The sequence below is a fragment of the Pseudokineococcus lusitanus genome (genome assembly GCF_003751265.1).
Taxonomy (GTDB): domain Bacteria; phylum Actinomycetota; class Actinomycetes; order Actinomycetales; family Quadrisphaeraceae; genus Pseudokineococcus; species Pseudokineococcus lusitanus.
Window position 1 is genome coordinate 211,679 of the sequence record NZ_RJKN01000004.1, and the last position, 19,620, is coordinate 231,298.

A 19,620-nucleotide genomic window follows, 5' to 3' on the forward strand; every position below is an offset into this window, starting at 1 on the left:
GGGGGCGGTCGCGTGCTGCGCGCGGGGGAACTCTGTCCCGACCTGTCCGTGCCGTCAAGTGGTGGAGGGGTCCTGCTCCCCCGCGGCGCCCCGACGGCCCACGGCTGCCGCGGACGCGCCGAGGGGCGGGGGTCGCGTCGTCCGCGTCCCCCGCCCCTCGGCGGTGGTGCTGCACCGGGCGCCGCCCGCCCCGGCAGGGGCGGGCGCGACGGCCCGGGTGCCCGCCGCGTCACCGCGGCGGGCGGGGTGTCACTTGACGGTGACCTTGGCGCCGGCGCCCTCGAGCTGGGCCTTTGCGGCGTCGGCCGCGTCCTTGGCCACGCCCTCGAGGACGTTCTTCGGCGCGCCGTCGACGAGGTCCTTGGCCTCCTTGAGGCCGAGGCTCGTGAGGGCGCGCACCTCCTTGATGACCTGGATCTTCTTGTCGCCGGCCGCCTCGAGGACGACGTCGAACTCCGTCTGCTCCTCCTCGGGCTCGGCCGCGGCGGCGCCGCCGGCGGCGCCACCGGCGACGGCCACGGGGGCGGCCGCGGTGACGTCGAAGGTCTCCTCGAACTTCTTCACGAACTCGGAGAGCTCGATGAGGGTGAGCTCCTTGAACGCGTCGAGCAGCTCGTCGGTGCTGAGCTTCGCCATGGGGGCGGTCCTCTCGTGTCGGTGGGCCGGCCGTGCGCCGGGCCCTGGACCCCGGGGGGTCCGTCGGTCGTGCTGGAGGTCAGGTGCCGGCGGACGCCGGCGTGGCGGGCGCGGGGCGCCCGTCACGGGTCAGGCGTCGGCCGTCTCCGGCTCCGCCGTGGCGGGCTCGGCGGCGGGCGTCCCCTCGGACCCCTCGCGCTTCTCGCGCAGGGCCTCGACGGTGCGGACGGCCTTCGACAGCGGCGCGGCGACGACGAACACGCCGCGGGACAGCGTGGCCTTGAGGGCGCCCGCCGTCTTGGCCAGGAGCACCTCGCGGGACTCGAGGTCGGCGAGCTGCGTCACCTCGGCGGCCGTCATGGCGCGGCCGTCGAGCAGCCCCGCCTTGATGACCAGCTGCGGGTTCTCCTTGGCGAAGTCGCGCAGGCCCTTGGCCGCCGTGACCGGGTCGCCGTCGATGAAGGCGATGGCCGTGGGGCCGGTGAGGTCGGCGTCGAACGCGTCGATGCCGGCCTGGTTGGCCGCGATCTTCGTGAGGGTGTTCTTGGAGACGGAGTACGTGACGTCCGCGCCCAGGGCGACCCGGAGGCGCTTGAGCTGGGCGACGGTGAGGCCTCGGTACTCGGTGAGCACGGCAGCGTTCGAGCCGCGGAACTTCTCCGCCAGCTCGGCGACCGCCGCCTCCTTCTCGGGCTTCGCCATGGCCCTCCTTCCGTGGTGGGTCGGTGGTCCTCACCGGCCGCGGCAGCTCGCGCTCCCGTGGCTCGTCCCCGGCACGACGAGAGCCCCGGCGCGAGGCGCACGGGGCTCGGGGACGCACCCGGGAGGGGCACGCGGAGGAGCTGGCACCTGCGCCGGCGCCCGCGGCTGCGGGGCCTTGACGTCGTCCGGGTGGACGACGACCGGCGGTCTTCGGTCAGGCGCAGCGTAGGCGACGGGGGGTACGGGCTCCAAATCGCCCCGGCCCCGGGCCGGACGCACGACGAGCCCCCGCCGGGCGGCGGGGGCTCGTCGGGTGCGTGCGGCCGGTCAGACGGCGGGGGTCTCCTCGAGGAGCCCGCGCGTGCGCGAAGGGTCGAGCGGGACGCCCGGGCCCATCGTCGTCGTCATCGTGGCCTTGGCGATGTAGCGGCCCTTGGACGCCGCCGGCTTGAGCCGGAGCACCTCCTCGAGCGCCGCGCCGTAGTTCTCCACCAGCTGGGTGTCGGTGAAGGACGTGCGGCCCACGACGAAGTGGAGGTTGGAGTGCTTGTCGACGCGGAACTCGATCCGGCCGCCCTTGATGTCCGTGACGGCCTTGGCCACGTCCATCGTCACCGTGCCGGTGCGCGGGTTCGGCATGAGGCCGCGGGGGCCGAGGACGCGGCCGAGGCGGCCGACCTTGCCCATGAGGTCCGGCGTCGCCACGGCGGCGTCGAAGTCGAGGAAGCCGCCCTGGACGCGCTCGATGAGCTCGTCGCCACCGACGACGTCGGCGCCGGCGGCCTCGGCCTGCGCCGCCCGCTCGCCGGTGGCGAAGACGAGGACGCGGGCGGTCTTGCCGGTGCCGTGGGGCAGGTTGACCGTGCCGCGCACGATCTGGTCCGCCTTGCGGGGGTCGACGCCGAGGCGCATGGCGACCTCGACCGTGGCGTCGTAGGACGTCGTCGAGGTCTCGCGGGCGAGACGGACGGCGTCGAGCGGGGCGTAGAGGCGGTCGGCGTCGATCTTCTCGACGGCCGCGCGGTACTTCTTGCTGCGCATGTCAGCTCCTCGTGGTCGCGGCGGTGCGCCGCGTGCGGGTGGGACGGAGTCGTGGTCGGCGGGCCAGCGCGGGCCCTGCCACTGGTCGAGCGGTCGTGCGGGTGCTGCGGGGGGCGTCAGCCCTGGACCGTGATGCCCATCGAGCGCGCCGTGCCGGCGATGATCTTGCTCGCCTGCTCGAGGTCGTTGGCGTTGAGGTCCTCGAACTTCTGCTCGGCGATGGCCCGCACCTGGGCGCCGGTGAGGCTGGCGACCTTCTCGGTGTGCGGCGTCGGGGAGCCCTTGGCGACGCCCGCGGCCTTCTTGATGAGCTCGGCCGCCGGCGGCGTCTTCGTGATGAAGGTGAAGGACCGGTCCTCGTAGACCGTGATCTCCACCGGGACCACGTTGCCGCGCTGCGACTCCGTGGCGGCGTTGTAGGCCTTGCAGAACTCCATGATGTTGACGCCGTGCTGGCCCAGCGCGGGGCCGATCGGCGGGGCCGGCGTCGCCGCGCCGGCGTTGATCTGGAGCTTGATGAGTCCGGAGACCCTCTTCTTGGGGGGCATGTCGCCTGTCCTCCTGTCGGGTGCCCGCGTTCCCGCGCGGGCGGCCGGCGGCGCTGACTCGCCGCCGGTGGTCTGTGGTGGCCCGGGCCTGCGCCCGGGCGGCCCCGGGCTCTCACCCGGGGCGGTCGCGTCAGAGCTTCGCGACCTGCGTGAAGCCGAGCTCGACGGGCGTCTCGCGGCCGAAGATCGACACGAGCACCTTGAGCTTCTGCGCGTCCGCGTTGATCTCGGTGATCGTCGCCGGCAGCGTCTCGAACGGCGGCTCCATGACGGTGACGGACTCGCCGACCTCGAAGTCGACCTCCATGGTCGGGCGCGCCTGCGCCCCGCCGCCGGAGGAGGGCTGCTCGCCGCCGCGCGAGGGCGCGGGCTCGAGGGACGGGGCCAGCATGGAGAAGACCTCGTCGAGGCTCAGCGGCACCGGCTGGTGGGTGTGCCCCACGAAGCCGGTGACGCCCGGGGTGTGCCGGACGGCGCCCCACGACTCGTCGGTGAGGTCCATCCGCACGAGGACGTAGCCGGGGATCCGCACGCGCCGCACGAGCTTGCGCTGGCCGTTCTTGATCTCCGTCACCTCCTCCATGGGGACCTCGATGCCGAAGATGTAGTCCTCCATGTTGAGGCTCGTGATGCGGTTCTCGAGGTTCGCCTTCACGCGGTTCTCGTAGCCCGCGTACGAGTGGATGACGTACCAGTCGCCCGGCTCGCGCCGCAGCGCCGCCTTGAACTCCGCGACCGGGTCGGCCTCGGGCTCGCTGAGGTCCACCTCGACGTCGCCCACGGCGCCGTCGCCGACGGACCCCTCGACCGCGTCGTCGTCCGCGGCGACCGCGGCGTCCGTCGCGGCGTCGTCGTCGGCCACGGGGGCCGCGGCGTCGTCCGCCACGTCGGTCGTCGCGTCGGTCTCGGGCTCGGTCTGGTGCTCGGTCACGGGTGGGCCTGCCTTCCGGCGTCTGCGTGCGTGGGGCGTGCTGCCCCGGGTGCGGGGGTGGTGCGGGGTCGGGGGGCCGGCGTCAGCCGCCGCCACCGCCGAAGACCCACAGGACCGCCTGGCCGAAGACGTAGTCGAGGCCGGAGACGTAGAGCATGACGACGGCCACGAAGACGAGGACGACGGACGTGTAGGTGACGAGCTCGCCCCGCGTCGGCCGGACGACCTTGCGCAGCTCCGCCCAGACCTCGCGCAGGAAGCGCACCAGGCGGGCGAAGGGGCCGGGGTCCTTGACGGCGGTGGCGTCGCCGCGGCGGCCGGGCGGGGTGCCGGCGGCGTCGGCCCCGCCGGCACTGCTCGCGGAGTCACCGCGGGGGGTGCCGTCGGCCGGGTCTGCGGCGTCCTGCGTCACGTGGTCCTGCCTCGGGTGGTCGGGTGCACCCCCCGGGTGGCCCCGGGAGGAGGGTGCGCACCGGGGCCCCGCACGACCGCGCCACCAGGGCGCCCCACCGCGCCGGACCGCTCGGCTGCCTCACCGCCCCCGCGAGGGGGCGGTGCCGCAGGGCAGGAGGGACTCGAACCCACAACCGCCGGTTTTGGAGACCGGTGCGCTACCAATTGCGCCACTGCCCTTCGGCCGCGCCGGGACCGCCCGCACCGGCCCCGGGGGGCTCGCGGACGGCGCACCTGTGCTGCCGGGGCGACACTCTACGCGGACCGGCACGCGGGCGTCGAACGCCGTCGCCCCCGGGGTGGCGCCCCGGCGTCCCGGGGAGCGGGCGGGCCGTGCCGCGGGGCGGTCCCGTGCGGGAGGATCGACGGGTGACGAGCGCTCCCCCGCCCCCGGCCGGCCCTCCCTCCCCGACGGCGCCCGGCGCCCGTCGCCGCGTCTCGGCGCGCGTCGGCGGCATCGCCGAGTCCGCGACGCTCGCCGTCGACGCGCGGGCCAAGGCGCTCAAGGCGGCGGGGCGCCCCGTCATCGGCTTCGGCGCCGGCGAGCCGGACTTCCCCACGCCCGGGCACGTCGTCGAGGCGGCCGTGGCCGCGGCCCGGCAGCCCGCCAACCACCGCTACACCCCCGCCGCCGGGCTCCCCGCCCTGCGCGAGGCGGTGGCCGCCAAGACGCTGCGGGACTCCGGGCTCGCGGTGGAGCCGTCGCAGGTGCTCGTCACCAACGGCGGGAAGCAGGCGGTCTACACGGCCTTCGCGACCCTGCTCGACCCGGGCGACGAGGTGATCCTCCCCGCGCCGTACTGGACGACGTACCCCGAGGCCGTGCGGCTCGCGGGCGGCGTGCCCGTGGAGGTCTTCGCCGGCGAGGACGCGGGCTACCTCGTGACCGTCGAGCAGCTGGAGGCGGCGCGCACGCCGCGCACCAAGGTGCTGCTCTTCTGCTCGCCGTCGAACCCGACCGGTGCCGTGTACCCCCGGGAGCAGGTCGAGGCCATCGGCCGCTGGGCGCTCGAGCACGGCGTCTGGGTCGTCACCGACGAGATCTACGAGCACCTCGTCTACGACGGCGTCGAGGCGCCGTCGATGCCCGTGGTCGTGCCCGAGCTCGCCGGGACGTGCGTCGTCCTCAACGGCGTCGCCAAGACGTACGCGATGACGGGCTGGCGGGTGGGCTGGATGGTCGGGCCGGCGGACGTCGTCAAGGCCGCGACGAACCTCCAGTCGCACCTCACGTCCAACGTCGCCAACGTCTCCCAGCGGGCCGCCGTGGCGGCGCTGGAGAGCGACCTGTCGGCGGTCGCCACCATGCGGGAGGCCTTCGACCGTCGTCGTCGGACGATGGTCTCCATGCTCCGGGAGGTCGACGGGGTCGTGTGCCCCATGCCGCAGGGCGCCTTCTACGCCTACCCCGGCGTCCACGGCCTGCTGGGCCGCGAGATCCGTGGGCGGACGCCGCGGACGTCGGCCGAGCTGGCCGAGCTCGTGCTGGCCGAGGCCGAGGTGGCGGTGGTGCCCGGCGAGGCCTTCGGCCCCAGCGGGTACCTCCGCCTGTCCTACGCGCTGGGGGACGACGACCTCGTCGAGGGCGTCGGGCGCCTCCAGCGGCTGCTCTCCGAGGCCCGCTGAGGCACGCGCCCCGTCGGCTGCGGCCGGCGGGGCGCGAGGCCCTCACGGCCCGTGCCGGCCCGGTCGGGTCAGGCGCCCCCGGCGAGCTCCGCCGCCAGCGCGCCCTCGAGCGCGGCGAGGTCGACGACGTCGTCGGCCGCGCCGTCCAGGCGCTCGCTCAGCGCGTCCGCGCCCGGCGAGACGACGACGAGCCGCCCCCGGTCGGCGAGGTCGGCGAAGATCCCGTCGTTGCTGAGGCAGAGGACCCGCAGGGGTCCCGCGGACGCCGGGACGGCGGCCGCCACGGCGAGGAGCTCGTGGTCGGCCAGGTCGCTGCCGTCGTCGACCGCACGCACCGTGGGGGCCCACTCGGCGAGGTGCGGCGCGGCCCGGCGGGCGGCCCCGTGCTGCCCGGCGATGCCGACCACGTCGGCCTGGCGGGCCAGCGCCACGACGACGGCCATGCGGGCGCGCCAGCGCACGCCGCCGGCGCGGAGGTTGTCGAGGTCGGCCAGGAGCACGCGCGGGCCCTCGCCCTCGTCGTCGCCCCACAGGGGGTCACGGGCCAGCCACGCGACCACGGCGGCGCCGAGCGCGTCCGGCGGCACCTCGTCGGGGTCGCCCACCTCGTCGGGCCAGGCCTGCGACTCCGCCGGGGGCGCCGCGACCTCGGGCACCGCGGGCGCCGCGATCTCGGGCGCCGCGGTGGTCGCGCCTCGGCCGCGGCGGCGCGCCGGGCCGCCGGGCCGCTCCTCGGCGGGGCGCCGCGGTGCGGGCACCTCGGCGAGGTCGACCCACTCGTAGTCGGCGTACTCGCCCGGTGCCCCGCCCAGTCCCACGGCGCGATGCTCCCACCCCGCGGCGTCGACGACGACGCACGGGCGGCGTCGGGCCCGCCGCCGGGCCGCGGGACGCCCGGAGGAGGTCACCGCGGGGGTCACCGCGGGGGTCAACGGGGAGCTCCCGGGGACGGGCGAGGGCCCCGGGGCGTGCGCCCCGGGGCCCTCGGTCGTGCTGGTCGTGCTGGTCGTGCTGGTCGTGCTGGTCGTGCTGGTCGTCAGGCGCAGCCGTAGCCCTGCAGCGGGAGGGCCGCCTCCTGCGAGGCGGTCGTGATGTCGACGGCCTCGGCCGCGAGCAGCCACACGGACAGGAGCCAGACCACGACGACGAGGACGCCGACGACGACGCCGGCGACGCCGACCGCCGCGCCCCAGCCCTCGGAGCGGGACAGCACGATGCCGACGGCGGACAGGACGACCGCCACGACGGCGAGCAGCAGCGCGGTGAGGAAGCCGTCGGCCCCCATGGCCTCGCTGCCGACCGGGTCGGGCACGCACTCGCGGACCGCGGACTCGGTGACGGCGGTGAGGAGGGCCACGAGGCCGGCGAGGACGCCGGCGAGCGCGAGGCCGGGGCCGGCGGAGCCGCCGCCCGTGCTGCTGCGGGTGACGACGAGCTCGTCGTCGTCGCGCAGGTCGGCGTCGTCGGCGTCGTCCGTGGTGACGAGCACGGGCTCGTCGGACGTCGTGGTGGGACGGCCGGTCTGGCCGACCGGCGTGGCACCGGGCGGGGTGGAGGGCGCGAAGGGCTCGTCCTCGGGACGGCGGGTGCTGTCGTCGGGAGTGGTCATGGGTCGATCCTGCCCCCGATCGGGTGAGGACGACGACGCGCCGCGCCCGGGCCCGGGTGGTCCGGCGCCGCGCCGGGCCGTGACCGGGGCTGCCACGATGGCGCCGTGGACGTCCCCTCCGAGGCCCCGGCGCTGGTCCTCTGCGCGCACGGCACGCGGGGGCCGCACGGCCGTCGCACGGTCGGCGCGCTCGTCGACGCCCTCGGCCGGCAGCGCCCCGGCACGGCCGTGCGCGCCGCCTTCGTCGACGTCCAGCCGCCGTCGGTGGCCGAGGTCGTGGCCGACCTGGCCGGCGGGCGGGACGTCGTCGTCGTGCCCGTGCTGCTGTCGGCCGGCCACCACGTCGGCCACGACGTCGCCCGCGCCGTCGCCCCCTGGTCGCGGGCGGTCTCGGCCGGGCCGCTGGGCCCGCACCCGCTGCTCGACGACGTCCTCGCCGACCGTCTCGTCGAGGCGGGAGCGCGCGACGGGGACGCCGTCGTCCTCGCGGCCGCGGGGTCCAGCGACCCCCGCGCGGCGGTCGACGTCGCCCGGGTGGCCGACGCCCTGCGGCGGCGGCACGCGGGCGAGGTCGTCGTCGCCTACGGGGCGGCGGCGCACCCGCGGGTCCCCGCGGCCGTGGCGGACCTGCGCGCGGCCGGGGCCGCGCGCGTCGTCGTCGCGCCGTACCTGCTGGGGCCCGGCACCTTCCACGACCGCCTGGCCGGCGCGGGCGCGGACGCCGTGGGCGGGCCGCTCCTCACCGCCCCCGGCGGGGGGCTCGAGGCCCGTGTGCTGCAGGCGGTCTGGGACCGCTACGACCGCGCGGCGGAGGGCCGCCCCGCCGCCTGAGCCTCAGCCGAGCGAGCAGCCGACGAGGCGCGGCTCCGGCTCCAGCTCGACCCCGAGCCGGTCCCGGACGCCGTCGCGGACCTCCCGCGCGAGCGCGAGGACGTCCGCGGCCGTGGCCGTGCCGCGGTTGGTGACGGCGAGCGTGTGGCGGGTCGACAGCGAGGCGGGGCCCGGCAGCCCGTGGCCGCGCTCGAAGCCCGCGGCGCCGATGAGCCACGCGGCGCTCGTCTTGACGCCGCCCGCGGCGGGGTAGCGGGGCGCGCCCTCGGGCAGCGCCGCCGCCGCCGCGGGCTCCAGGACGGGGTTGGTGAAGAAGGAGCCGGCGCTCCACGTGTCGGGGTCGGCGTCGTCGAGCACCATCCCCTTGCCGCGGCGCAGCGCGAGGACGGCCTCGCGGACCTCGACGGCCGGGGCACGCTCCCCCACCGCGACGCCGAGGCGGGCGGCCAGCTCGGCGTAGCCGACGGGGGCGCCGACCTCGCCCTCGCGGAGCTGGAAGGTCACCTCGAGGACGACGTAGCGGTCCGGGTCGGCCTTGAGCCGCGAGGTCCGGTAGCCGAGCCCGAGGTCGCCCACGGCCAGGGTGCGCAGGCGCCCGTCCCGGCGGTCCCAGGTCCGGACCGTCGCGAGGGTGGCCGCGACGTCCGTGCCGTAGGCGCCCACGTTCTGCACGGGCGTCGCGCCCACGGAGCCGGGGATGCCGGACAGGGCCTCGAGGCCGAGCCAGCCGTTGGCCGTCGTCTCGGCGACGAGCTCCTCCCACGGGTGGCCCGCCTGGGCGGTGACCCACACGCCGCCGCAGGCGTCGACGGGCTCGCGGCGCACGCCGCGGCTCGCGACGACGACGGCGGTGTGCGGGAGGTCGCCGTCCGCGACGAGGAGGTTGGACCCGCCGGCCACGAGGAGGACGGGCTCCCCCGCGGCGTCGGCCTCGCGGACCGCCCCGACGAGCTCCTCGGCCGTCGTCGCGACCGCCTCCGCCGCGGGACGGCCGCCGACGCGCAGGGTCGTCCGCCCGGCGAGCGGCCGCCCCGGCGTCGTCCGCGCGGGGCCCCGGTCGGGGACGCCCGGGACGGGGCCCGACGACGGCGCGAGCCGCACGAGCGGGGTGACGGCGCCGTCGGCGACCGGGGCGGGGGCGGGGACGCCGTGGGTCGCGGGGCTCTCCGGGGTCACGCCGCCAGCGTAGGCACGCCGCCCCACCCGTCCCCCTGCGGCGCCCGGCCCGGGCCCGCCGGAGCGGCGCGGCGGGGCGGCGCGGAGGGTGAGGTGGAGGTCGAGGGTGCGGGAGGTCGAGGGTCGAGGCCCGGGCGGCGGAGGGCGGCGCGGGCTCGTCAGGTGGGCGGCGGGGGCACGAGGCGCAGGACGACCGCGTCGCCCGGGCGCAGCCGCGCGGCGAGGTCGAGGTCCGCGTCGACGACCGTGGCGGCCACGGGGTAGCCGCCCGTCACGGGGTGGTCGGCGAGGAGGAGCGTCGGCAGGCCCGAGGGCGGCACCTGCAGCGCCCCGCGGACGACGCCCTCGCTCGGCACCTCGCCGTCGAGCGCCCGGCGCAGGGGCTCGCCGGCGAGCCGGACGCCGACCCGGTCGACGTCCTGGCCCACGGTCCACGGCCGGTCCGCGAGCGCGGCGGCGCCGCCCTCCACGTGCCCGTCGCGGGGCCCCGCGACGACCCGGAGCTCGACGGCACCGTCGCGGCGGACCCGCAGCGGCGGGGCGAGGTCGCAGACGACGTCGCGCGCGCCCGTCGGGTCCCCCACGGGCAGGACGTCGCCCGCGGCGGGCACGGCGGGGCCGAGGCCGGCGAGGACGTCGGTCGACCGGCTGCCGAGGACGGGCGGCACGAGGACGCCGCCGCGGACGGCGACGACGGCCCGCACGCCCTCGGGCGCCGTCCCCAGCTCGAGGACGGCCCCGTCGCGCAGGCAGAGCGGCTCCCCCGTGGCCCGGGCGACGCCGTCGACGCGCACGGGCACCGGCGCACCCGTGACCGCGACGACGAGGGCGCCCCGGGCCCGCACGCGGAGCCCGCCGAGGACGACCTCGAGGCCGGCGGCGTCCTCGGGGTTGCCGACGAGGCGCTGGGCGAGGCGGTGCGCGGCGCGGTCCGCGGCGCCCGAGGGCCCGACGCCGAGCGCGGCGCGACCCGGTCGGCCCAGGTCCTGGACGGTCGTGCCGGGCCCGGGCGCGAGCACCTCGAGCGCCCGGACGGGCGACGCGCCGCGGTCGGGGCCGGCGGCAGCGGCCGGTGAGCGGGCCTCCGCGGGCGCGGACCCGCCGACGTCGCGGAAGCGCACGCGCGTGCCGGGCGCCAGCAGGGCGGGCGGGTCCCGCTCCAGGTCCCACAGGACGACGTCCGTCGTGCCGACGAGCTGCCACCCGCCCGGCGACGCGCGGGGGTAGACGCCGCTGTACGGGCCCGCCAGCCCCACCGACCCGGGCGGCACGGCGGTGCGCGGGGAGGCCAGGCGGGGGACGTCCCACGTCCGGCCGTCGGACCCGTCGGGCCCGGGCTCCTGCACGCAGTAGCCGAAGCCGGGCGCGAAGCCGGTGAAGGCGACGACCCACGGCCGGTCGGTGTGGCGCGCGACGAGCCCGGCGGCGTCCGTCCCGAGGGACCGGGCGGCCTGCTCAAGGTCCGGCCCGTCGTACCGCACCGGCACGTCGACCACCGCGCCCGCGGCCTCGTCGGCCTCTTCGGCCGCACCCGGCCCCCCGGCGGCGGGCGCGGCGCCGAGGACCCGCCGGACGTGCGCCGCCGCGGCGGTGACCCCGCCCGGCCGCAGCCGCAGGAGGACGGTCGTGGCCGCGGGGACGAGGTCGACGAGGCCCGGCGGCGGGTCGTCGCGCAGGGCCGCCGCGGCGACGACGACCGCGCGGAGCACCCCCTCGTCCGCCGCGTCCCCGAGGTCGACGAGGAGGGCGGCGTCGCCGTAGGGGCGCAGCCGCGGCGTCAGGCCCCCGTTAGGCACGGGCCGGCGGGGGCGCGAAGGCCGCGACCGCGACGCCGGCGTCGGCGAGCGCCGTCCGGACGGCCCCGGCCATGGCCACCGCGCCCGGGGAGTCGCCGTGGACGCAGACCGAGGCCGCCCGCACGGCGACGACCGAGCCGTCGACGGCCTCCACCTCGCCCGTCGTCGCGAGCCGGACGACCCGCGCGGCGACCTCGTCGGCGTCGTGGAGCACCGCGCCCGGGGAGCGCCGGTCGACGAGCCCGCCGTCCGGCGTGTAGGCCCGGTCGGCGAAGGCCTCGGGCACGGCCGTCAGGCCGGCGTCGGCGGCGAGCGCGAGCAGGCGCGACCCGGGCAGCCCGAGCACGGGCAGCGACCGGTCGTAGGCCACGACGGCCGCGACGACGGCGCCCGCCTGCCCGTCGTCCCGGGCCGCCGCGTGGTACAGCGCTCCGTGGGGCTTGAGGTAGGTGACCCGTGTGCCCGCCGCGCGGGCCAGGCCGTCGAGGGCGCCGAGCTGGTAGAGCACGTCGGCCGCCAGGTCGTCGGGGTCGACGTCGACGAAGCGGCGCCCGAAGCCGGCGAGGTCCCGGTAGCCGACCTGGGCGCCGACGGCCACGCCGTGCGCGGCCGCGCCCTCGCAGGTGCGCCGGAGCGTCAGCGGGTCGCCCGCGTGGAAGCCGCAGGCGACGTTGGCGCTGCTGACGAGCGGCAGGAGGGCCTCGTCGTCGCCGAGGACCCAGCGGCCGAACGACTCCCCGAGGTCCGCGTTGAGGTCGACCGTCGCGGGCCCGGCCGGCCCCCCGGCCGCGGCGCTCACCGGGAGCCGCGGGAGCGCTCGCCCGCGGCGGCGCGGGCGGCGGCGTCCGTGAGCGCGACCACCTGGTCGACGACGGAGCGGCGGTGCGCCTCGAAGGCCGCGTTCGTCGTCTCCGCGCCGGCCCAGGGGTAGACGAGCGTGGGGGTGTGGAGGTGGCCACCGAGGACGTCGTCGCGGCCCATGGCGAGCCTCAGGCGGTTGGCGCGGTACATCGACTCGTTCGACAGGTAGTCGCCGCCGCCGCCCGCGGCCGCGAGCCAGCCCGGCTGCGGGTCCTCGGTGGTCGTCGTCGGCGTGCCCTCGCGGGTCCCGCCGGTCCACGCGCTGATCCGCTCGCGCAGCTCGACCGGGAAGGGGCCGGTGCCGGCCGCGAGCATCTGCTCGGCGGGCAGCGTCGTGCGGATGAACTGCTGCGCGGGCGCGTCCGTCGCCGGCTGGGGCCAGCCGAGCGCGGCCGGGGCGGGCGGGACCTCCTCGCGCTCGGAGACCAGGGCGTTGTCGAGGCCGCCGCCGCGCCAGGCGCCCGCCCACTCCTCGACGGAGAAGATGCCGGGCGAGCCCTGGCTGATGGTCATGACGACGTCCGCGTCGCGCGGGCCGGGCACGAGGTGCGGGCCGTAGGCCTCCTCGACGACGCCCTCGTCGAAGCCGCCCCACGTCACGGGCAGGACGACCGCCTGGACGACCGCCACGCCCTGCGCGGTGCGGACGTGGTGCCCGTCGAGCGCGAGCGCGGCCGCGCCGGAGGGGTTGGAGCGGCGCGGCTCGGCGTCGAGCTGGAAGGGGTCGAAGCCGCTGACGAGCACCCGGGTGACGCGGGCGCCGGCGGGGAAGCGGGTGTCGTCGAGGCCGCGGGAGGTCCGCTCGAGCGCGGCGAGGGCGGGGGCGGCGTCCCGGGCGCCGTCGGCGGCCGCCCACTCCTGCAGGGCGACGCGCAGGGCCGTGCGCGCCCAGTACAGGGGGCGGTCGTCCGTCCGGTCGGGGGCGCCGGCCCGCTGCGGGGCCTGCGCGGTCCGCACGGCGTCGCGCCACAGCCGGGCGCCGGCCTCCTCGGCCAGGGCGGTCGCGCCCGCGGTCGAGGTCGCCCGGCAGAGGTCGCGGACGACCCGGTCGACGTCGCGGCCGGCGGGGCTGCCGGCGAGGACCTGGGCCGCGACGGCCTCCGCCTCGCCGGGCAGGGCGAGGGTCAGGCGGGCGTCCTCGACGCCGAGGGCGACCGGGACGCCGCAGGGGGCGACGAGCGGCCCCTCCCCGTCGGCGGCGGGCGCCGCCGTGGCGGCCGCGGGCAGGAGCGCGGCGACGAGGGCGCCGGCGAGCGCGGTGACGGCGCCGGCCCGGCGGCGGGCGCGCGACCGGGTCGGGGGGCGGACGGCGGACGAGGTGCCGGGGAGGTGCATGCGGTCGACGCTAGGAGCGGCACCGGTGGGGCACAAGGCGCGTTCCCGGCATCCGGGACCGTGGGCACGACCGCGTCGTCGGCACGGACCGATGTGGTCCACACTGGACCGCGACGGTCCACCCGGGGCCGCGGACGCGAGGTGACGGTGAGCAGCACGACGACGCGGGCGGGCGCCCCGGCCGGCCGGACGGCCCGCCCCAGCAGCGCCTCCATCGACGCGACCATCGTCGACGTCGCCGCCGGCCTCTTCGCCGCCCAGGGCGTCGACGGCACCTCGCTCCAGCAGGTGGCCGACGCCGTCGGCTACTCCAAGACCGGCCTCCTGCACCGCTTCCCGAGCAAGCAGGCGCTCCACGACGCCGCCACGGCCCGGGCCGAGGAGGTGCTCGGCGCCGTCATCGCCGAGCTGTCCGCCGCCGCCCCCGACCTCGGCGAGGAGCTGCTGCGCTCGGTGGCGCGCCACGCCGTCGCCCACCCCGGCCTCGTGGACCTCGTCGTGAGCCGCCTGTCGGCGGTGCCCCCGGTCGAGGACCGGCTGCACGGGCTCGTCGTCCGCGTCATCGAGCAGCTCGCCGCCGACGGCACCCCGCGGCACCGGCTGCGGGTGGTGCTGGCCCTGCAGCTCGTCGTCAACGCCGTCGCTGCCCAGCGCGAGGGGCTCCTCGACCTGGCGCTGCCGGCCGACGAGCTCGTCGACCTGGCCGCGCACCTGTCCGCGCGGGTCCTCCACGACGCGCCGTCCCCCGCCTGACCGCCCCGCCCTCCCCGGAAGGTCACCCGTGTCCTCCTCGCTCTACGCCCTCGGGCGCCTGGCCGCCACGCGCTGGCGCGTCGTCCTCCTCGCGTGGGCCCTCGTCCTCGCCGGCGTCGGCGGCAGCGCCGCGGCGCTCAACCAGGGCTTCGTCAACTCCTTCTCCATCCCCGGGACGGAGTCGCAGGAGGCGCTCGACACGCTGTCGCAGACCTTCCCCGAGGTCAGCGGCGCGACGGGGCAGCTCATCGTCGTCGCCCAGGGCGACCGCACCGTCGACGACCCCGAGGTCGAGCAGGTCGTCGAGGACCTCCTGCCGCCGCTCGAGGACCTCGACCAGGCCGCCGCGGTCGTCTCGCCCTTCGCCGAGGTCGGCGGCGGCGAGATCTCCGACGACCGCCGCGCCGCCATCGTCCAGGTGCAGATGGACGTCGGCGCCGACGACATCACCGACGAGACGCGGGACGCCCTCGTCGACCTCGCCGAGGGCGCGAGCGGGGACGTCGCCGAGGTCGTCGCGGGCGGCGGCGTCTTCACCGGCGGCACCCCGGAGCTCGGCATCACCGAGGTCGTCGGCGTCGTCGTCGCGCTCGTCGTGCTCTTCCTCACCCTCGGCTCGCTGGTCGCGGCGGGCCTGCCGATCCTCACGGCGCTCGTCGGCGTCGCCGTGGCGATGCTCGTCCTCGTCGCCGCGACGTCCTTCTTCGAGCTGTCCAGCACGACGCCGCTGCTCGGCCTCATGATCGGCCTGGCGGTCGGCATCGACTACGCGCTCTTCGTCCTGGCCCGGCACCGCGAGCTGCTCGCCGACGGCGTCGAACCACCGGAGGCGGCCGGGCGGGCGGTGGCCACGGCCGGCTCCGCCGTCGTCTTCGCCGGCCTCACCGTGATGATCGCCCTCGCGGGGCTCTCCGTCGTCGGCATCCCCTTCCTCACGACGATGGGGCTCGGCGCCGCCCTGGCCGTCGCGGTCGCGGTGTGCGTGGCGACGACCCTGCTCCCCGCCCTCGCCGGGGCGCTGGGCCACCGGCTCCGGCCGAAGGAGCGTCGCGCCCGCCGCGGCGGCGGCGTGCGGACACCGAACCGCGTCGCGCTGGGCTGGGTCGGCCTCGTCACGCGCCGCCCCCTCGTGACGACGCTCCTCGTCGTCCTGGGCCTCGGCGCGGCCGCCGTCCCCGCGCTGAGCCTGCGGCTCGCGCTGCCGGACAACGGCACCGCGCTGGCCGGGACGCCCGCCCGGGTGGCCTTCGACACCATCAGCGAGAACTTCGGGCCCGGCTACAACGGCCCGCTGGTCGTCACCGGCGGCATCGTCACGAGCGACGACCCGCTGACGCTCGTGGAGGACATCGCCGACGAGATCCGCGCGCTGCCCGACGTCGCGGACGTGCCGCTGGCCGTCCCCAACCCGACCGCCGACACGATGATCATCCAGGTGGTGCCCGAGGGCGGGCCGACGGCGGAGAGCACCGAGCGCCTCGTCGACGAGATCCGCGGGCTCGAGGACCGGATCAGCGACACGTACGGCGTCGACATCGCCGTGACGGGCCAGACGGCCGTCGGCATCGACGTCTCGTCGCAGCTGTCGGCGTCGCTGCTGCCCTTCGCGCTGCTCGTCGTCGGCCTGTCCCTCGTCCTGCTGACGATGGTGTTCCGGTCGGTCACCGTGCCGCTCAAGGCGACCGCGGGCTACCTGCTCTCGGTCTTCGCGACCTTCGGGATCGTCGTCGCGATCTTCCAGTGGGGCTGGGCCTCGTCCGCCTTCGGCCTCGACACCAGCGGCCCCATCCTCAGCTTCCTGCCGATCATCCTCATGGGCCTGCTCTTCGGCCTGGCCATGGACTACGAGGTCTTCCTCGTCTCCCGGATGCGGGAGGCCTACGCCCACGGGGCGTCGGCGAGCGAGGCGATCAGGGTGGGCTACGCCAGCTCCAGCCGGGTCGTCGTCGCGGCCGCGATCATCATGGTGTCGGTCTTCGCGGCCTTCGTGCCGCACGGCGACGCGACGCTCAAGCCCATCGCCTTCGCCCTGGCCGCCGGCGTCTTCATCGACGCCTTCGTCGTGCGCCTCACGCTCGTGCCGGCGGTCATGGAGCTGCTCGGCGACCGGGCGTGGTGGCTCCCCCGCGCGGTGGGCCGCGTCCTGCCCGGCGTCGACGTCGAGGGCGAGGGCCTGGCCCGCCGCCTCGCGCTGCAGGACTGGCCGCGGCCCGGGGCGCGCGGCCTGCACGCCGAGGGCCTCGGCCTCGTGGGCCGGCGCGACGGCGCGGTGCCCCTGCTCGAGGACGTCGAGGTCGCCGTCGAGCCCGGGCAGCTGCTGCTCGTCACCTCCGAGCAGCCCCTGCACCGCGCCGCCCTCGCGCTCGTGCTGTCGGGCCGCACCGCCCCGACGGCGGGCCGGCTCGTCGCCGACGGCCTCGTGCTGCCCGAGCAGGCGCGCGCGGCCCGGCGGCGCGTGGCCCTCGTCCGGGTCGGCGACGGCGGCGACGTCGACGCCGTGGCCGACGTCCGCGCCGCGGTGGCCGACGGGCGCACGAGCCTCGTCGTCGACGGCGTGGACCTCCTGCCCGCCCGCGACCGCGCCGCCCTCGTGCGCGCGGTCGTCACCGCCTGCCGCGAGGACGGCGTCGCCGCGGTCGTGACGACCGGCCCCGAGGACCTCCGCGAGGAGGAGGCGACCGCCCGGGAGGCCGGGGGCGCCGACGTCGCCGTGGCGACCCTGGCCCTGCCGACCCCCGCGGCGCCCGAGCCACCGCGCCCGGCGCCCGTCTCGACCACCGTCGACTCCCTCCTGGAAGGGGCCCGCTGATGGCCGCCCCCCGCCCCCTGCGCACCGGCGCGACCCCCCGCGGCGTGCGCGGCTGGCTCCGCGCCGAGCGCAGCCGGGACGGCAGCCCCGCCGTCGGCCCGCTCGGCCTCCTGGGCCTGGCGCTCGTGCCGGTGCTCGTCGCCGTCGCCTTCGTCACCGCGCTGTGGCAGCCGACCGAGCACCTGCAGCGCGTGCAGGCGGCCGTCGTGAACCTCGACGAGCCCGTGGAGATCGACGGGCAGCCCGTGCCCGTGGGGCGCCTCGTCGTCTCCGAGCTCGTCGGCGACGACTCCGAGGGCAACCTCTCGTGGAGCATCGCCGACGAGGAGGGGGCCGAGGACGGGCTCGCCGACGGCACGTACGCCGTCGTCGTCACCATCCCGGAGACCTTCTCCGCCGCCGCGACGTCGCTGCAGGACCCGGGCGGGACGCCGCAGCAGGCGACGCTCGACGTCCGCACGACCGCGGACGGCGCGGTGGCCGACCCCTTCATCGGGCAGCTCGTCGCGTCGACGGCCGCCGACGTCCTCCGCGAGCAGCTGTCCCGCCAGGTCGTCGACGGGCTCTACGTCGGCTTCTCCCAGCTCGGCGACGGGCTCCAGCAGGGTGCCGACGGCGCCCGGCAGGTCGGCGACGGCGCGGGCGACCTCGGCGACGGCGCGGAGCAGCTGGCCGACGGCGGGGACCAGGCTGCGGTCGGCCTCGGCGAGCTCGCCGACGGCGCCGACCAGCTCGCCGGGGGGACGCGCGACCTCAGCGACGGCACGCAGGAGCTGGCGGGCGGCCTCGACCGGCTGGCCGACGGGACCGAGCAGCTCGCCGGGGGCGTCCCCGCGCTCTCCACCGGCGCCGGGCAGCTGGCGGGCGGCCTCGGGCAGCTCGCGGGCGGGGCGGACGGCCTCTCCGACGGCGCGACGCAGCTCGCGGGCGGCATCCGGGAGCTCGCGGCGGGGGCGGGGCAGATCGCCGACGGCGCCGACGACACGACCGCCGCACTCGGCCCCGGCATCGAGCAGCTGCAGCCGTTGGGCGAGGAGACGGCCGACCTCGCGGCCGCCGCTACCGGGGGCGGTCAGGCGTCCGCGGCGACCCTCACCCTGGCGGGAGCGGTGCAGCAGCAGGCGACCGCCCTCGACACGCTCGTCACGTCCCTCCAGGCGGCCCTGGCGACGTGCGGCACCGACGAGGACGGGGACTGCCCGACCGACGAGGAGCTCACCGGCCTCGTGGGGGACCTCGCGGCGTCCACGACCCTCCTCGCCGAGGGGAGCGACGAGGTACCCGGCGCCCCCCAGCTCGTCACCGCCGCGACGCGAGCCGACACGGCAGCGCAGGGGCTCGCGCTCGGCGTCCCCCCGCTGGCCGCCGGCTTCGACGGCGCGTTGACCGCGGCCGAGGGCGGCCTCACCGCCGTCTCCCAGCTGGGCACGGGCGTCCGCGACCTCGCCGGCGGCGCCGAGGAGATCGCCTCGGGCGCCGACGACCTCGCCGGCGGCGCCGCTCAGCTCGGCACGGGGGCGCGGGAGAGCGCGGGCGGCGCCCAGCAGCTCGCCGACGGCACCCGGCAGCTGGCCGACGGCGTCGCGCCGCTCGCCGAGGGCGCCCGCGCCTCCGCCGACGGCGCCGCCGAGCTGGCCGACGGCACCGAGCAGCTGGCCGACGGCGCCGGCGAGCTCGGCCCGGGCGCCCGGCAGGCGGCGGACGGCGTCGGGCAGATCGCGGACGGCACCCGCGACCTCGGCGACGGGGCCGTCGCGCTCGGCGACGGCGCCACCGAGCTCGGTGACGGCCTCGCCGAGGGCGCCGCCGGCGTCCCGGACTACACCGACGCCGAGCGCGAGCGCGTCGTCGAGGTCACGACCGACCCCGTCGTGGCGTCGACCGGCGGGACCGGCGACCTGCAGGGGGCGCTCGCCGCCTTCATCGGGGCGCTGGCCCTGGCCATCGGCGCCGTCGCGACCTTCCTCGTCCTGCGGGCCGTCCCGGCCCGGGCGCTCGGGTCGTCGCGCGCCTCGCTCGTCCTCGTCCTGCGCACGCTGCGGCCCGTGCTCGTCGTCGCGGCCGTCCAGGCCGTCGTCATCGGGCTGGCGCTCGGGGTGATGCTCGACCTCGGCGTCGGCGCGACGCTCGCCACGGGCGGCGTGCTCCTCGTCGCGGGGGCCGCGCTGGCGGCGGTGGTGCAGGGCCTCGTCGCGGCGCTCGGCGGCGTCGGGCGGCTCGTGGCCGTCGCCCTCGTCGCCGTCGGGGCCGCCACGTCCGTCCTCTCGACGACGGCGCCCGCCCTCGTGACCCTCGGCGCGGTGAGCCCCTTCACCCCGGCGCTCGACGCCCTGCGCGGCGTGACGACCGACGCCGGGGGCACGGGCGGCGCGCTCGCCCTCCTCGTGGCGTGGGGCGTGGCGGGGGTCGTCGTCGCGACGCTGGCCGTGGCGCGCCGTCGCCGCGTGGGCGCCGACCGGCTGCCGGGGCTCGCGGCCGCGGCCTGACGCCCGCCCGGACGTCGGTGCGGACGA

At 78.1% G+C, this 19,620-nt stretch carries 17 protein-coding genes and 1 tRNA gene; 5 read left to right on the forward strand and 13 right to left on the reverse strand.

Features of this window, described 5'->3' with window-relative positions:
* Positions 1–249: 249 nt before the first annotated feature.
* The 7 genes from rplL to EDC03_RS09160 form a co-directional block, all read right to left on the reverse strand.
* Positions 250–636 (reverse strand): 50S ribosomal protein L7/L12, encoded by a 387-nt coding sequence (gene rplL, locus EDC03_RS09130; protein ID WP_123379917.1) that lies wholly within the window; start codon positions 634–636, stop codon positions 250–252.
* Between the two features lie 129 nt (positions 637–765).
* The gene (rplJ, locus tag EDC03_RS09135) at positions 766–1,338 is read right to left on the reverse strand and encodes a 50S ribosomal protein L10 (RefSeq protein ID WP_123379918.1); all 573 of its coding nucleotides are present in this window, start codon (positions 1,336–1,338) and stop codon (positions 766–768) included.
* A gap of 327 nt (positions 1,339–1,665) precedes the next feature.
* A complete protein-coding gene (gene rplA / locus EDC03_RS09140) occupies positions 1,666–2,379 on the reverse strand; it encodes a 50S ribosomal protein L1 (protein WP_123379919.1) in 714 nt (237 codons plus the stop codon).
* A 116-nt stretch (positions 2,380–2,495) separates the two neighbouring features.
* Entirely contained in the window at positions 2,496–2,927 is a 432-nt protein-coding gene (rplK, locus tag EDC03_RS09145; RefSeq protein WP_123379920.1) for a 50S ribosomal protein L11, read from the reverse strand.
* A 130-nt stretch (positions 2,928–3,057) separates the two neighbouring features.
* Positions 3,058–3,858: a transcription termination/antitermination protein NusG gene (nusG, locus tag EDC03_RS09150; RefSeq protein ID WP_123379921.1), complete on the reverse strand. Its 801-nt coding sequence runs from the start codon at positions 3,856–3,858 to the stop codon at positions 3,058–3,060.
* Positions 3,859–3,940: 82 nt separating this feature from the next.
* Positions 3,941–4,270 (reverse strand): preprotein translocase subunit SecE, encoded by a 330-nt coding sequence (gene secE / locus EDC03_RS09155; RefSeq protein WP_123379922.1) that lies wholly within the window; start codon positions 4,268–4,270, stop codon positions 3,941–3,943.
* A gap of 148 nt (positions 4,271–4,418) precedes the next feature.
* A tRNA-Trp gene (locus EDC03_RS09160) sits at positions 4,419–4,491 on the reverse strand.
* Positions 4,492–4,680: 189 nt separating this feature from the next.
* Between EDC03_RS09160 and EDC03_RS09165 the strand changes: the two genes are divergently transcribed.
* Positions 4,681–5,937, forward strand: a complete 1,257-nt coding sequence (locus EDC03_RS09165; protein ID WP_123379923.1) for a pyridoxal phosphate-dependent aminotransferase — start codon at positions 4,681–4,683, stop codon at positions 5,935–5,937.
* 68 nt (positions 5,938–6,005) lie between these two features.
* Here EDC03_RS09165 and EDC03_RS09170 read toward each other — a convergent pair whose 3' ends face one another.
* Both EDC03_RS09170 and EDC03_RS09175 read right to left on the reverse strand, forming a co-directional pair.
* A complete protein-coding gene (locus tag EDC03_RS09170; protein WP_148058043.1) occupies positions 6,006–6,755 on the reverse strand; it encodes a hypothetical protein in 750 nt (249 codons plus the stop codon).
* A 218-nt stretch (positions 6,756–6,973) separates the two neighbouring features.
* Complete coding sequence (locus tag EDC03_RS09175) at positions 6,974–7,546, reverse strand: hypothetical protein (protein WP_123379925.1); 573 nt, start codon at positions 7,544–7,546, stop codon at positions 6,974–6,976.
* 105 nt (positions 7,547–7,651) lie between these two features.
* On the opposite strand from EDC03_RS09175, the gene EDC03_RS09180 reads away from it, so the two are divergent.
* Positions 7,652–8,377 carry a sirohydrochlorin chelatase gene (locus tag EDC03_RS09180; protein ID WP_123379926.1) on the forward strand — a complete coding sequence of 242 codons (726 nt, stop codon included), beginning with the start codon at positions 7,652–7,654 and terminating at the stop codon, positions 8,375–8,377.
* 3 nt (positions 8,378–8,380) lie between these two features.
* On the opposite strand, the gene EDC03_RS09185 is transcribed toward EDC03_RS09180, so the two are convergent.
* From EDC03_RS09185 to EDC03_RS09200, 4 genes are all read right to left on the reverse strand, one after another.
* Entirely contained in the window at positions 8,381–9,553 is a 1,173-nt protein-coding gene (locus EDC03_RS09185; RefSeq protein WP_241967116.1) for a UDP-N-acetylmuramate dehydrogenase, read from the reverse strand.
* Between the two features lie 158 nt (positions 9,554–9,711).
* Complete coding sequence (locus EDC03_RS09190; RefSeq protein ID WP_199720088.1) at positions 9,712–11,349, reverse strand: 5-oxoprolinase subunit B/C family protein; 1,638 nt, start codon at positions 11,347–11,349, stop codon at positions 9,712–9,714.
* On the reverse strand, positions 11,342–12,148 hold the full coding sequence (locus EDC03_RS09195) for a LamB/YcsF family protein (protein WP_123379927.1): 807 nt from the start codon (positions 12,146–12,148) through the stop codon (positions 11,342–11,344). Before EDC03_RS09195 ends, EDC03_RS09190 begins: the two co-directional genes overlap by 8 nt.
* Positions 12,145–13,545, reverse strand: coding sequence for a hypothetical protein (locus EDC03_RS09200; RefSeq protein WP_123379928.1), 1,401 nt, complete (start codon positions 13,543–13,545; stop codon positions 12,145–12,147). The genes EDC03_RS09195 and EDC03_RS09200 overlap by 4 nt, the downstream gene beginning before the upstream one ends.
* A 147-nt stretch (positions 13,546–13,692) precedes the next feature.
* Between EDC03_RS09200 and EDC03_RS09205 the strand changes: the two genes are divergently transcribed.
* The 3 genes from EDC03_RS09205 to EDC03_RS09215 are packed head-to-tail and all read left to right on the forward strand — an operon-like array spanning position 13,693 to position 19,593.
* On the forward strand, positions 13,693–14,298 hold the full coding sequence (locus EDC03_RS09205) for a TetR/AcrR family transcriptional regulator (protein ID WP_158674255.1): 606 nt from the start codon (positions 13,693–13,695) through the stop codon (positions 14,296–14,298).
* 28 nt (positions 14,299–14,326) lie between these two features.
* Positions 14,327–17,107: an MMPL family transporter gene (locus EDC03_RS09210; RefSeq protein ID WP_123379930.1), complete on the forward strand. Its 2,781-nt coding sequence runs from the start codon at positions 14,327–14,329 to the stop codon at positions 17,105–17,107.
* Positions 17,107–19,593 (forward strand): YhgE/Pip domain-containing protein, encoded by a 2,487-nt coding sequence (locus EDC03_RS09215; RefSeq protein WP_123379931.1) that lies wholly within the window; start codon positions 17,107–17,109, stop codon positions 19,591–19,593. The genes EDC03_RS09210 and EDC03_RS09215 overlap by 1 nt, the downstream gene beginning before the upstream one ends.
* Positions 19,594–19,620 lie beyond the last annotated feature (27 nt).